Consider the following 12,573-nt stretch of genomic DNA (forward strand, 5'->3'; position numbering starts at 1 on the left):
CCACGCAGGAGTATCCGGGAAGCTCCGCAAGGGGGGCTCTTCGTTCGGATATCTACGTCGTGATCGCGTCGATTTCGGCCAGGTCTTCGGCCGTCAGCGCCCATTCGGCGGCCTTCACATTCGCCGCGACCTGCTCCGGCCTGGTCGCGCCGGCGATGACGCTGGAGATGACTGGCTGGGCGGCCAGCCACGAGAAGGCGAGCTCGACCAGCGTCTTGCCACGTGCCTCGCAGAAGGCGGTGAGCTTCTCGGTCTTCTCCCAGTTGGCGTCGGTCAGCACCTCGGCTGCGCGGGGCGCCTCCCTGGTCATGCGCGCGCCCTCGGGCATCGGTGCGTTGCGCTTGTATTTCCCAGTGAGCAGGCCGTTGGCGAGCGGGAAATACGGCAAAAGTCCCATGCCGTAATGCTTCGCGGCCGGGATCAGGTAGGATTCGGCGCCGCGCTTGAGCAGGCTGTATTCGTCTTGGGCCGAAGCGAAACCGGTGACGCTGAGATCGCGGGCCGTCCAGGCCGCGTCGGCGACCTGCCAGGGCGCGAAGTTGGAGCAGCCGATATAGCGCACCTTGCCCTGGCTGATCAGGTCCTCGAGCGTTCGCAGCGTCTCCTCGATCGGCGTCAGCGGATCGAACCGATGCATCTGGTAGAGGTCGATCCAGTCGGTCTTGAGTCGCTTCAGCGAGGCTTCGACCGCGTTCATGATGTAGCGGCGCGAGCCGCCCTTCATCGTGCCGGCATCGTTCATGTCCATGCCAAACTTGGTCGCCAGCACGATGTCCTTGCGGCGCGCACCGAGCAGCGCGCCCAGCACCGTCTCGGAGCCGCCGCGGTTGCCATAGACATCGGCCGTGTCGAACAGGGTGATGCCATGCTCGATCGCCGCATCGACGACCCTGGCGGCCGCCACGTCATCGATCCGCCCGCCGAAATTGTTGCAGCCGAGGCCGACGAGCGAAACGCGCAGGCCCGAGCGGCCGAGATTGCGGGTGAGCATGGGGACGGATCCTTCGATGGGAAGGGCGGCAGAGGATCAGAGTGGAGCAACCGGCGCAATTGCCGGACCCGTCATTCTCGGGCTGCGCGCAGCGCAGGCCGAGAATGTGCAGGCTGGCGGAAAGCCTATGCCGGTAAGAGGCCATCTCAAAAAAATGCCCGGCACGAGGCCGGGCATATGTGTCGGACGATCGAGTCGGGCCCGACCATGACGGGAGAGAGGCTTACGCCACTTCCTGCTTCATCTTCGACGAGCGCTTGCGCTCGTTGGGGTCGAGCACGCCCTTGCGCAGGCGGATCGACTTCGGGGTGACCTCGACCAGCTCGTCATCGTCGATCCAGGCCAGCGAACGCTCCAGCGTCATCCGGATCGGCGGGGTCAGGCGCACGGCCTCGTCCTTCGAGGTGGTGCGGATGTTGGTGAGCTTCTTGCCCTTGAGCACGTTCACTTCGAGATCGTTCTCGCGGGTGTGCTCGCCGACGATCATGCCCTGATAGACCTTCCAGCCGGGCTCGATCATCATCGGGCCGCGATCCTCGAGGTTCCACAGCGCATAGGCCACGGCCTCGCCGGTTTCCATCGCGATCAGCACGCCGTTGCGGCGCCCGCCGATTTCGCCCTTATAGGGCATGTAGGCATGGAACAGCCGGTTCATGATCGCGGTGCCGCGGGTGTCGGTGAGCAGTTCGCCCTGATAGCCGATCAGCCCACGCGTCGGGGCGTGGAAGACCAGCCGCAGGCGGTTGCCGCCGGAGGGACGCATCTCCAGCATGTCGGCCTTGCGCTCGGACATCTTCTGCACGACGACGCCGGAATGCTCCTCGTCGACGTCGATGATGACCTCTTCGATCGGCTCCAGCAGGGCGCCGCCCTCGTCGCGGCGCAGCACGACGCGCGGACGCGAGACGCCGAGCTCGAAGCCCTCGCGGCGCATCTGCTCGATCAGGATGGCGAGCTGCAATTCGCCGCGACCCGAGACGATGTATGAGTCCTTGTCGGTCGATTCCTCGATCTTCAGCGCGACATTGCCCTCGGCCTCCTTGAGGAGCCGGTCGCGGATGACGCGGGTGGTGACCTTGTCGCCCTCGGTGCCGGCCAGCGGCGAATCATTGACCATGAAGGTCATCGACACCGTCGGCGGGTCGATCGGCTGGGCCTTGATCGGGGTCTCGACGGATGGGTCGCAGAAGGTGTCGGCGACCGAGCCCTTCACCAGGCCGGCGATGGAGACGATGTCGCCGGGAATGGCTTCCTCGATCGGCGTGCGCTCGAGGCCGCGGAAGGCGAGGATCTTGGTGATGCGGCCGCTCTCGACCAGCGTGCCGTCGCCCGAGAGCACCTTGATCTGCTGGTTCGGCTTGGCCGAACCCGAGACGACGCGGCCGGTGATGATGCGGCCGAGATAGGGGTTGGCTTCCAGCAGCGTGCCGAGCATGCGGAACGGACCTTCCTCGATGCGCGGCTCGGGCACATGGCTGAGGATCAGGTCGTACATCGGGGCAAGGCCCTGGTCCTGCGGACCTTCGGGCGAATGCGCCATCCAGCCCTGCTTGCCCGAACCGTAGAGGATCGGGAAATCGAGCTGCTCGTCATTGGCGTCGAGCGCGGCGAAGAGGTCGAAGACCTCATTGATGACTTCGGTGACGCGGGCGTCGGGCTTGTCGACCTTGTTGATCGCCACGATGGGGCGCAGGCCGAGCTTCAGGGCCTTGGAGACCACGAACTTGGTCTGCGGCATCGGGCCCTCGGCCGCATCGACCAGCACGATGGCCGAATCGACCATGTTCAGGATGCGCTCGACCTCGCCGCCGAAATCGGCGTGGCCTGGGGTGTCGACGATGTTGATGCGGACATCCTTCCAGACGACCGAGGTCGCCTTGGCCAGGATGGTGATGCCGCGTTCCTTCTCCAGCTCGTTGGAGTCCATCACGCGCTCGATGACGCGCTGGTTGTCGCGGTAGGTGCCCGACTGCTGCAGGAGCTTGTCGACAAGCGTGGTTTTGCCGTGGTCGACGTGGGCGATGATGGCGATATTGCGCATGGACATGCGGACAGGGGCCTTTTTCATGGCCACAAGCCGGCGAGGATCGAAGCCCTGCCGGCGCAGCCCGTTCTCGAGGAAAACTGGAATTCGCTGCGCTGCACATAAACGTTGGCGGGCGTTCCGGCAACCATGCACCGCGATTTAGCCCGCCGCAGGGTGAATAAGGCCGTTCAGCCTTGGGCGGCGACAACTTTGCCGGGACACCATGACAGTCCGAAGGCGATCGGCAGCCACAGGAAGAAATAATGCATGTTCACGAAGGAAAACGGATTGGGCAGGTCCGAACCCATATAGCCGAAGCTGAAGATCAGCGCGCTGGCGCAGAAGAAGGCCAGGCTCCTGTCGATGCCCGCGAGATGCCGGCAATAGGCGAAGACCAGCACGAGAGCGGCAATCATCGCGGGAATGCCGAAGAACATCGCCGTGCCGAACAGCCCGTTATGGGCGTGCACCAGAATCGGATCGTCGAAGCGGAAGATCGGCGTCAGGCCGAAGACCGGGCGCTGCCCGACAAGCTCGACCACCGTTGTCCAGATCTGCAGCCGGGACGACGGGCGGCAGAAATTCAGCGCGTCGACGCAGATCAGCGATCTGAGCCAGGGATCGAGCACGATCAGCGCCGTGATCACGCCCCAGGCCAGCATCGCCATCGCGAAGAGCCGCCAGCCGATCGCCCGCCATGGCAGCAGCATCGCCGCGAAGGTGATCAGCGCCGCGAAGATCGGTCCCCGGCTCTGGGTCATCGCCACCACGACCAGAATCGGCAGGACGGCGCATACAACCCAGGCGACGAGTTGCCGGGATCGCGGACGCGGCGCATCGCGCAACAGCATTACTGCCGCGATCAGGGCGATGCAGAGCCCACCGGCAGCCGGAATCGGATTGCCGGCCCGGCCAAGCGGCATCAGCCGCTCGGTGAAGGGCAGCCCGACGGAAAGATGCAGTGCGAGCGTCAGCACGCAACTCAATGCCGCGGCGGCCAGCAGCGCGCCGCAGATGAAACGCAGGCCGCAGCAGGCCAGCAGCCGTCGCCCGGCAAGTAGCGCAAGCGCCAGCAGCGCGAAGCTCGCCAGCGCCTCGCCCGCCGGCCCCACTGCGGCGCGGTTGACCAGGAGGCCCAGCGCCGTCCAGACGGCGAAGCCGCCGATGGCAGCCAGCCCCACCTTCAGGGCGCGCGGCAGGCGTTCGCGCAACAGGTTTGGATCGCTCAGCACGATCATCACGAGCCCGGCAATCATCAGCTTGGCGGAGGTGTTCTTGGCGATGAAATAGGCGGAGGACAGCAGCAGCGCGAAGCCCGCGACGCAGATCGCGTCACGCCCGACGAAGCGCGGCAGCGGCGCCGATGTGGAGGGAAGCGCCATGCTTCAGGCGCCGACGCTGTTGGGCGCGGCCGTCCTGGATGCGGCCTCGACGGCGGCGATGATGGCCGCAGCCGTCGCTTCCGGGTCGATCGCGAAGGACTGCTTGGCGCCTTCGGGGCCACCCAGAATCGGGATCAGATCCGCCCCGCCCTCGCCCGACCAGTGCAGCACGACGCTCTTGCGGGCGTTTTGCGCCATCAGTTCGACCACGACGGCGCCCGGCTTGCAGAAGATCGTGTTGACCAGCGCCGCGCCATGCACGGCAGCGACGACATCGGCGCCGGCGACCGCCGCGACCTGCTCGGCATGGTTGTTCCAGGCCGGCTCGAAGATCCGGAAGCCGGCCTGTTCGAGACGCGCGACCAGTTCGTCCTCGCCGGCGACGACACGCAGGCGGTGGCCGCGACGCCTGAGATACAGCCGCGAGGCGGCGGGAGGCGGCGGCACGTCCCGATAGGCCGCATCGAAGATGGCGCGAGCGGTGCCGATCGCCTGCGGCACGCCGTAGATGCGCTCGATATTGGGGCAATGGCTGCGCGCATAGAGATAGCGGTCGGTGACGACATGCTGCGTCGGCTTCAACACGAGCTGGCGGATCGGATAGCCCAGCGCCTTCAGCCCGTCGAGAAAGGCCGTGACCAGCGGCGGATGACCGGCGGTGACCACAACCGTCTCCTCCTGCTTGTCGATGGCGCCGATGCGGATCGCCTCGCAGATCGGCATCAGCACGTCGGTGAGCAGATGCGTGTAGTGGAACACCGGTGGGATCGCGATGCAGCGCTCCTTCACCTCGATCCGGTTCAGGCCGATCGGCGCGGGATAGCAGAAGGCCCAGCGCGCCTTGCCCTGCTGGCCGAGCGAAATCTGGCTGCCGGTGGCGGCGTCGGCGGGCGTGATCGTGTGGCCAGGTATCACGACGCCGCTGATCTCGGCGATCATGGTGCGGGTCGTGTCCGGCGCGCAGGCAATCTCCAGCGGATTCATCACGTCGACATTATATTGCGAGACGACGGCCAGGGCGGCCGCGTGCTCGGGCTCGTAGAGATGGTGCCTGTGGCTCTGGTCGCTGATCACCCGCGCCCGCTCGGCCGGCCAGATGAAGTCCGGAAAGAAGCCGGCAGCGCGGCGCAGCGCCGGATGCCAGCCGAGCAGGGCGTTGCTGAGCGCGAAGGCGTGCGGCTTCAGGTCGAGCAGGCGATTCAGGAAGGTGTGGTGCCGAGCCAAGCAAGTCTCCCGCGGAATGTTCGTCTCGCCCGGCGAAAGCCGCCGTGGTGCTTGAGCACCCGCAGGGTTTCAGAGGCTGGCGGTCGTGGCCCTGATCTTCGCCTCGATGACGGCCCGGCTGACCTGATCGAAGACCAAGCGGTAAGCAGCTATGGCGGATGAATCAAGATCGCCCTGCCCGAAATCACTGAGCACCTCGAGCAGGATCGCATCGGCCTGCGCACGGCAGAGATCGAGCGTCTCGACGTCGGATGTGCCGCGGATCGTGGGCAGCAGGGCCAGAAGGCGGTCGAGTCCCATCATCGCCCGCTTGCGCCGCGCGGCGCTTTCGCGGCCGAGCAGCCCGGCCGCGCCGGTGCCCAGCAATGACAGGCCCATCACCCCGAGATAGAACCAGTCGCCATAGCGCTCGAAGAAGGTCTTCTGCTCGCCGTCGATGAAGGCGGCGGCACCGGTGTGCACCGGCAACGGCGAGTCCTTGTCGGTGGCTGGCGCCTCCAGCCCCTGAATCTGCGGCAATTCCGCTGCAAGCGTCACCCGCAGCGCCAGCAGGGCGCTGACGAGGCTGCCGACGACATCGTCGTCGAGTTCCTGCGAGGCAACCAGACGCGAGGTGATCGCGATCGTCGGCAGGTTTTCCGACGGCCGGGGCGGATCGCCGCCGAGCGCGCCCCGGACGATCTCGCCGGTTTCGATGGCGCGAACCCGTGCCGCCAGTGCATCCGCCTCCCGGATCGGGATCAGGACGGGGTCTTCGCCCCAGGCCGAGCGCAGGCGGGCTGTGCCGTCATTGCTGCCACGCGCGCCCACCGCATTGATCGAGAAGAAGGCGTCGATTCGCCGCTCCTTTACCGCCGGAACGATCTCGTCGGGCGTCAGGCCGACGATCGTCAGCTCGTCCTGCCCGACCTCGTATTGTGCCAGGACGAGCTTGAGCAATGCGATATTGCCCGCGGGATTGCGCACCACGCCGACGCGGCGGCCCCGCAGATCGGCAATGCGGCCGATGGCGCTGTCCTTGTCGGTGATCACGAAAGGGAAGGAGCGACGCGTGATCAGCGCCGTATCGGCTTTGGCCGGCAAGGCGATATCGGGGCGGACGATAGCGAGTTCGGCATCGCCGCCATCGACCTTCTTCGCGCTCTCCTCCGAGCCTTCGGTAAGGATCAGCCTGAGCCGGATCTGGGATTTCTCGCGATTCAGCCCCTGGACGAAGCCGGCCGCCATGCGGGCATCCTCGGAGCCGAGCGGGCCGACCGCGAGGCGCAGCGTCCGCGGCTGACTCAGGACATAGAAGACCCCCGCCGTGACGCCGAACATCGCCAGCAGACCCGCCAGGATCGTGAAACCGCGCCGCCCCCTGCCGAACAATCGACTCTGCCCGCCCTGCCGTCGCTTTGGCCCATCGCCTTGGCGTGTCCCAGCATTGCTTCGCCTGCCATCATGTCGCAAGTGCGGCGCGTCTCACGTTCATGCTATGGCGGCGCCATGGACCGAGCCATCGCGCCCCTCACGATCAAGATCTGCGGCCTGTCGACGCCGGAGACGCTGCACGCCGCGCTCGATGCGGGCGTGGAGATGATCGGCCTCGTCTTCCATCCGAGAAGCCCGCGTTTTGTATCGGGCGTGCAGGCCACAGAACTGGCGGCCATCGCGCGCGGACGCGCCGAAATCGTGGCGCTCATCGTCGATCGCGATGCAAGCGAGGCCCGCGACCTCACTGACGCGCTCAAGCCCGACTGGCTGCAGCTGCATGGGCGAGAGACACCGGAGCAGGTCGGCGCCATCAAGGCCGCGACGGGCCTGCGCGTGATCAAGGCGCTTGGCGTGGGCGGGGCGCATGATCTTGCCGCGATCGGGGCCTATCAGGGAATCGCCGACCGCATCCTGCTCGATGCCAAGCCGCCGAAGGACGCTGCCTATCCCGGCGGACATGGCAGGCCGTTCGACTGGGGGCTGCTAGCCGCGCTCGACCCGGCTTTGGCCTTTATGCTATCGGGCGGGCTCGATCCGGCGAATGTCGGCCAGGCCGTCGCCATCGCGAAGCCCTGGGGCATCGACGTCTCGTCGGGGGTCGAAAGCGCGCCGGGCGTCAAGGATATCGGCGCGATCAAAGATTTCGTCGCCGCGGCACGGGCCGCGTCGGCAGCAGCGACAGCAGAGGCAGGCCGGACATGAACGCGCCCCAGACCCCCAACACCTACCGCTCCGGCCCCGACGAGAACGGCCGTTTTGGCTTGTTCGGAGGGCGTTTCGTCGCCGAGACGCTGATGCCGTTGGTGCTGTCGCTGGAGCAGGCCTATGAGGCCGCCAAGGTCGACCCCGGCTTCCAGAAGGATATGGCGAGCTTCCTCAAGCACTATATCGGCCGGCCCTCGCCGCTCTATTTCGCCGAGCGCATGACCGAGCATCTCGGCGGCGCGAAGATCTATTTCAAGCGCGACGAGCTGAACCATACCGGTGCGCATAAGGTGAACAATGTGCTCGGCCAGATCCTGCTGGCACGCCGCATGGGCAAGAAGCGCATCATCGCCGAGACCGGCGCCGGCCAGCACGGCGTCGCCACCGCGACGCTCTGCGCCCGCTTCGGGCTGGAATGCATCGTCTATATGGGCGCGGTCGACGTCTCCCGGCAGGCGACCAATGTGTTCCGCATGAAGATGCTGGGCGCCACCGTTGTGCCGGTCGAATCCGGCACCAAGACGCTCAAGGACGCCATGAACGAGGCGCTGCGCGACTGGGTGACCAATGTCGCGACGACGTTCTACTGCATCGGCACGGCGGCCGGCCCGCACCCCTACCCGGCCATGGTCCGCGACTTCCAGTGCGTGATCGGCAGGGAAACCCGCGAGCAGATGCAGGAGGCCGAAGGGCGCCTGCCGGATTCGCTGATCGCCGCGATCGGTGGCGGCTCGAATGCGATCGGCCTGTTCCACCCCTTCCTCGACGACCCCAGCGTGAAGATGTTCGGCGTCGAGGCCGCCGGCCATGGCCTGTCGTCGGGCCTGCATGCGGCGTCGCTGACCGGCGGACGGCCCGGCGTGCTGCATGGCAACCGGACCTATCTGCTGATGGATGATGACGGGCAGATCCAGGACGCGCATTCGATCTCGGCCGGGCTCGACTATCCCGGCATCGGCCCCGAGCATGCCTGGCTGCATGATTCCGGCCGCGTCAGCTATATCTCGGCGACGGACCAGGAGGCACTCGACGCTTTCCAGCTCTGCTCGAAGCTCGAGGGCATCATCCCGGCGCTGGAGCCGGCCCATGCGCTGGCGAAGGTGATGGAACTCGCGCCGAAGCTGCCGAAGGATCATCTGATGGTGATGAATCTCTGCGGTCGCGGCGACAAGGACATCCCCCAGGTCGCCGAGATTCTCGGCGGCATGTGATCGAAAACGGCGTCCAGCACGTAGAATCCGCCTCGCCCTCTCGACTCCCCGCAGCAAACCGGCAACCATGAGTTGTCCCAGCCTTCTCGGCCCGGGGCTGTGCTGTTGCGTGGGGCGGAACCGGGCCATTGGGGGGCAGCGGGAACGACGGGCGTTCTGACGAGCGCGGCGAGGCCTTCACCGGCCTGCCGGTCGAGATCGCTTTTCTCTCGCGCCATGGCGTGGCGCCCACGGGCCTCGCTTTGGCCGCGCAACGCGCCGGTCGCTATGGCACCGAGCCCGCGCGCGAACTCCTGGCACTCGGGCTGATCGACGAGGACGGCTTCTATCGCGCTTTCGCCGCAGAGCTTGGCCTGCCTTTTGATACCGGCGACTTTGATCTCGTTTCAGGCGGCAACTACGGCGCGATCCTGCGCAGCGGCATCGCGCCTGTCGCTGGCGATGCCGCGAGGCGCGTTCGCTTCATCCTGGCGCCCGAGGGGCCGGCGCTGCGCCGGATGCTCGAAGCCGGGCCGCGCCAGCGCGACGACATCGCCGTGGTCACGCCGCGACGCTTCGGCGAGGCGCTTCGGCGCGCCAATGGCGCAGCGCTCGCAATCCGCGCCGCCAATCTCGACGCAGCCGGCCTGGCGCGCGACAGTGCCCGCACCGGCGCCAGCCGTGGCCAGCGCATCACGGCTGCCATCGCAGCAGCGGCCGCCGCCACCGGCGGGGTCTTCGCACCGCTGGAGACGTTCTTTTCCGTCGCGCTGCTGCTCGGACCGGTGTTCCTCGGCCTGATCCTGCTACGGCTGGCGGCGGCGATCGAGCAGCCCGCCCCCGATCTCTGGCGGCAGCAGCGCTGGCGCGTCGATGACAGCCGCCTGCCGGTCTACACCGTCGCCGTGCCGCTTTACCGGGAAGAGACGGTGCTGCGCCAGATGCTGCGCGCCCTGTCGGCGCTGGACTATCCCACCGCCAAGCTCGACATCCGCCTGCTGATCGAAGCCGATGACACAGGCATGCAAGCGGCGCTGGCACGCCTGGTCCTGCCAAGCCATGTCACCGTCACGATCGTGCCGCCAGGCCTGCCGCGCACCAAGCCGCGGGCGCTCAATCTCGCCTTGATCGAGGCGCGCGGCGCGCTCTTCACGATCTTCGACGCGGAGGATATTCCCGACCCGCAGCAGTTGCGCATGGCGGCCGCCCGGTTCCTGCGCGCACCGGAAGACCTCGCCTGCCTGCAAGCGCGCCTCGTCATCGACCATGCCGACGAAGGATGGCTGCCGGCCTTGTTCGCACTCGAATATGCCGGGCTGTTCGAGGTGCTCAATCCGGGCCTGCTGCGCTCGGGCCTGCCGATCATGCTGGGCGGCACCTCGAACCATTTCCGGACCCGGGCGCTAAGGGCGGTCGGCGGCTGGGATGCCTGGAACGTCACGGAGGATGCCGATCTCGGCGTGCGGCTGGCGCGGGCGGGCTACCGCATGGGCGATCTGCCCTCCGACACGCGCGAGGAGGCGCCACTGACCCTGCATGCCTGGCTGAAGCAGCGCTCGCGCTGGATCAAGGGCTATATGCAGACGCTGGTGACGCATTCGCGCGCGCCGGTTCGGCTGCTGCGCGAGGCCGGCGTTCTCGCCACCTTTGCCTTCCTGTCGCTTTGTCTCGGCACGGTCGTGACTGCGCTGGCCTATCCGGCCTTCGCCGTCGCGGCATTCCTGGCCTGGCGCGACGGGTCGCTGCTCTCGCCGACCAACGCCTTCCACAGCCTGACCTCGGGACTGGCGGTGGCGGTCTGGATCTTCGGGGCAATCGCGCTGTTCCTGCCGCCGGCCATCGGCGCGCTGCGGCGTGGCTCGCCGAGGCTGTTGCTCTATCTGCCGCTGCTGCCGCTCTATTACGGGCTGGTCTGCGTCGCCGCCTGGATGGCGCTGCACGAATATCGCGCGCAGCGCTTCAGCTGGAACAAGACGACGCATGGGCTGGCCCGCCAGCGCGCGCCGCTCGCCGAGCCCTTTACAGGTGGCGCAGCCATTCCTGCGCCGCCTGCGCCGGAGGCTGCTCGATGTTGAAGGCGCCGATGAAGCTGCCGTCCTTGCCCATCAGATAGACCAGGGCGGTGTGGTCCATGGTGTAGTCGTTATCCTTGAGCGGCACCTTGCGGGCATAGGCGCGATAGGCCTTGACCATGGCGTCAATCGCGGGCCGGTCGCCGCTCAGGCCGAGGATGCGCGGGTCGAAGGAGCCGAGATAGCTCTTCATCACCTCTGGCGTATCGCGCTCGGGATCGACGGTGACGAAAAGCGCGCGCAGCTTCTCGCCCTTCGCACCTGCCGCCCGCAGCGTCTCGGAGATCTCGAACAGCTTGGTCGGGCAGATGTCGGGGCAATGGGTGAAGCCGAAGAAGACCAGGAAGGGCGCGCCGCGCAGGTCCTTGTCCGTGAGCGGCCTGCCCTCCTGCGTGGTCAGCGTGAACGGCCCGCCGACGCTCGCGGTGCCGGACTGACCCTGCCGGCCGGGCGAGAAGGTCAGGATCGCGGCGGCGGCGAGCGCGAGCGCGCCGACGAGGAAGACGACGAGAGGCAGGACAAGACGGCGATTCACGGGAGGCATCCTGATGGCGGCCCGACCGGGCCACGAAACGGTAGGTGTCTTCAGAAACAGGCGACAATGCTGGCGATCAGACCATCGGTGAAGAGACGGTCGCCCTCGCGCCACCAGAGCAGCAGGCCGGCCAGCAGCAGGGTTCCCGTCCCGCCGCCCAGCATGGCGATGCCCAGGCGCGAAGGCGCGGGCGCATCGGCTTCATGGCTGTCGTCGAGCTGTGTCATGAGCGGGAGCATAGCCCGACAGCGCCGCTGCCGGAAGCGGCATCCGTGACGCAGGCAAAGCATGACCCCAGCATGCTCGCCCCCCAAGAGTATCAAACCGCCCAAATCCGTCGGGCGATGCCGAACACCCAAGCCAACAAAAAACGGCAGGGCCCGTCGAGTGCCGCTCGGCGGGCCCTGCCTTGGATCTGCGATCAGGCTGCCTTGGCAACCGCCGCAGAATTCGCCGGGCCGCCCAGCTGGGTCAGCGCCTTGTCGGTCTTTGTCTCTTCGGCCAGCGTCTCGTCGAGGAGCTTGACCGCGTCCTTGTGGCCGAGCTGGGTCGCCCAGGCCTTGAGGGTGCCGTAGCGCGCGATCTCGTAGTGCTCGACCGCCTGGGCGGAAGCGACCAGGCCGGCGTCGAGTGCCGGGCTGTCGGCATAGTCCTCCATTACGGCCTTGCCCTCTTCGAGGATGCCGAGGATGGCGTCGCAGGTCTTGGCGCGCGGTGCCTTGCCGATCAGTTCGAAGACCTCGCTCAGGCGCTCGACCTGACCTTCAGTCTCGGTCTTGTGGGTCTCGAAAGCCTTCTTCAGCTCGGGCGACTTCGCCGCCTTCGCCATCTTCGGCAGCGCCTTCAGAATCTGCTTTTCGGCGTAGTAGACGTCCTTGAGCATGTCGTGGAACAGCTCGTCGAGGGGCTTGGGGGTCGTGGCCATGGGTGTTCTCCGGGTTGGGGTACCGGTCGCCAAACGAGGGACAAGGC

The 12,573-nt window shown here is 67.0% G+C and carries 11 protein-coding genes; 3 read left to right on the plus strand and 8 right to left on the minus strand.

Translation table 11 applies throughout. The features are described 5' to 3' along the window. Window positions 1–52: 52 nt before the first annotated feature. The 5 genes from AC1DYU_RS19235 to AC1DYU_RS19255 all read right to left on the minus strand — a co-directional run bounded on the left by AC1DYU_RS19235 (window position 53) and on the right by AC1DYU_RS19255 (window position 6,994). Complete coding sequence (locus tag AC1DYU_RS19235) at window positions 53–991, minus strand: aldo/keto reductase (protein ID WP_476793020.1); 939 nt, start codon at window positions 989–991, stop codon at window positions 53–55. 223 nt (window positions 992–1,214) lie between these two features. After that, the gene (typA, locus tag AC1DYU_RS19240; protein ID WP_476793021.1) at window positions 1,215–3,038 is read right to left on the minus strand and encodes a translational GTPase TypA; all 1,824 of its coding nucleotides are present in this window, start codon (window positions 3,036–3,038) and stop codon (window positions 1,215–1,217) included. 167 nt (window positions 3,039–3,205) lie between these two features. After that, window positions 3,206–4,399 (minus strand): O-antigen ligase family protein, encoded by a 1,194-nt coding sequence (locus AC1DYU_RS19245; protein WP_476793022.1) that lies wholly within the window; start codon window positions 4,397–4,399, stop codon window positions 3,206–3,208. 3 nt (window positions 4,400–4,402) lie between these two features. Further along, entirely contained in the window at window positions 4,403–5,623 is a 1,221-nt protein-coding gene (locus tag AC1DYU_RS19250; protein ID WP_476793023.1) for a glycosyltransferase 61 family protein, read from the minus strand. A gap of 69 nt (window positions 5,624–5,692) precedes the next feature. Continuing rightward, complete coding sequence (locus AC1DYU_RS19255; protein ID WP_476793024.1) at window positions 5,693–6,994, minus strand: TAXI family TRAP transporter solute-binding subunit; 1,302 nt, start codon at window positions 6,992–6,994, stop codon at window positions 5,693–5,695. 117 nt (window positions 6,995–7,111) lie between these two features. Between AC1DYU_RS19255 and AC1DYU_RS19260 the strand changes: the two genes are divergently transcribed. From AC1DYU_RS19260 to AC1DYU_RS19270, 3 genes are all read left to right on the plus strand, one after another. Next, window positions 7,112–7,801, plus strand: a complete 690-nt coding sequence (locus AC1DYU_RS19260; RefSeq protein WP_476793025.1) for a phosphoribosylanthranilate isomerase — start codon at window positions 7,112–7,114, stop codon at window positions 7,799–7,801. Continuing rightward, window positions 7,798–9,015 (plus strand): tryptophan synthase subunit beta, encoded by a 1,218-nt coding sequence (trpB, locus tag AC1DYU_RS19265; RefSeq protein ID WP_476793026.1) that lies wholly within the window; start codon window positions 7,798–7,800, stop codon window positions 9,013–9,015. Before AC1DYU_RS19260 ends, trpB begins: the two co-directional genes overlap by 4 nt. Window positions 9,016–9,143: 128 nt before the next feature. Further along, on the plus strand, window positions 9,144–11,069 hold the full coding sequence (locus AC1DYU_RS19270; RefSeq protein WP_476793027.1) for a glycosyltransferase family 2 protein: 1,926 nt from the start codon (window positions 9,144–9,146) through the stop codon (window positions 11,067–11,069). Here AC1DYU_RS19270 and AC1DYU_RS19275 read toward each other — a convergent pair. The 3 genes from AC1DYU_RS19275 to AC1DYU_RS19285 all read right to left on the minus strand — a co-directional run bounded on the left by AC1DYU_RS19275 (window position 11,014) and on the right by AC1DYU_RS19285 (window position 12,526). Then, window positions 11,014–11,610 carry an SCO family protein gene (locus AC1DYU_RS19275; RefSeq protein ID WP_476793028.1) on the minus strand — a complete coding sequence of 199 codons (597 nt, stop codon included), beginning with the start codon at window positions 11,608–11,610 and terminating at the stop codon, window positions 11,014–11,016. The two genes, AC1DYU_RS19270 and AC1DYU_RS19275, sit on opposite strands and share 56 nt — an antisense overlap. Before the next feature lie 41 nt (window positions 11,611–11,651). Then, window positions 11,652–11,828 carry a hypothetical protein gene (locus tag AC1DYU_RS19280; RefSeq protein ID WP_476793029.1) on the minus strand — a complete coding sequence of 59 codons (177 nt, stop codon included), beginning with the start codon at window positions 11,826–11,828 and terminating at the stop codon, window positions 11,652–11,654. Window positions 11,829–12,022: 194 nt separating this feature from the next. After that, window positions 12,023–12,526 carry a YciE/YciF ferroxidase family protein gene (locus tag AC1DYU_RS19285; RefSeq protein ID WP_476793030.1) on the minus strand — a complete coding sequence of 168 codons (504 nt, stop codon included), beginning with the start codon at window positions 12,524–12,526 and terminating at the stop codon, window positions 12,023–12,025. Window positions 12,527–12,573 lie beyond the last annotated feature (47 nt).

This window comes from Allobosea sp. P2_B12, assembly GCF_056404835.1.